The 704-nt window shown below is 61.1% G+C and carries 1 protein-coding gene; it reads left to right on the top strand.

From position 1 onward, the window contains the following. Nucleotides 1–15 precede the first annotated feature (15 nt). On the top strand, nucleotides 16–704 hold a 689-nt coding region (locus AB4Z20_RS28000), incomplete at its 3' end, for an immunoglobulin-like domain-containing protein (RefSeq protein WP_442091236.1).

Raw genomic sequence — 704 nt, forward strand, 5'->3', positions numbered from 1 at the left:
GAGGCCCCGCTCGTCGTGACGTTGAGCAACGGCCAGACCATCACCATCCCAGTCGGCGCCAGCTCCGCTTCGGTAAACTTCGTTACGCCRAACGAYGCCCTCGCRGGCGGCGAYAACCTGAGCGTGAAGATYGAYGACGCCMAGGGCGGCAACTACGAAAAACTGGACATCGACGCCACTCCGGCCGACACCACCGTTACCGATGTGCAGGACACTACCGGCCTGACCTTGAGTGCAACCGATAGCGTCGCCGAAGGCGGCTCGATCGTTTACACCGCAACATTGACMAACGCCGCCGGCTCGCCAGTGACCGTCACCTTGAGCAACGGCGCGGTGATCAACATCGCTGCTGGCGCCACCACTGGCACCGTGACCGTCGACGCACCAAAAGACGACGTCTACAAAGACGCTGGCAAAGTTGAAGTCAGCATCGATAAGGCCACTGGCGGTAACTTCGAGAACCTGGTTCCGAGCACTACCCCAGCGGTGACTGATGTCACTGACACCATCGACACGTCGACTGTCAGCCTGACCGCAACGTCCACCGTCGCTGAAGGCGGCACCGTGGTTTACACCGCTTCGGTCAATGCACCCGTGACCGAAGCCCCGTTAGTTATCACCCTGTCGAACGGCCAGACCATCACCATCCCAGTCGGCGCCAGCTCCGCTTCGGTAAACTTCGTTACGCCAAACGACGCCCTCGC

The sequence above is a fragment of the Pseudomonas sp. KB_12 genome (assembly GCF_052114545.1).
Classification (GTDB): domain Bacteria; phylum Pseudomonadota; class Gammaproteobacteria; order Pseudomonadales; family Pseudomonadaceae; genus Aquipseudomonas; species Aquipseudomonas brassicacearum.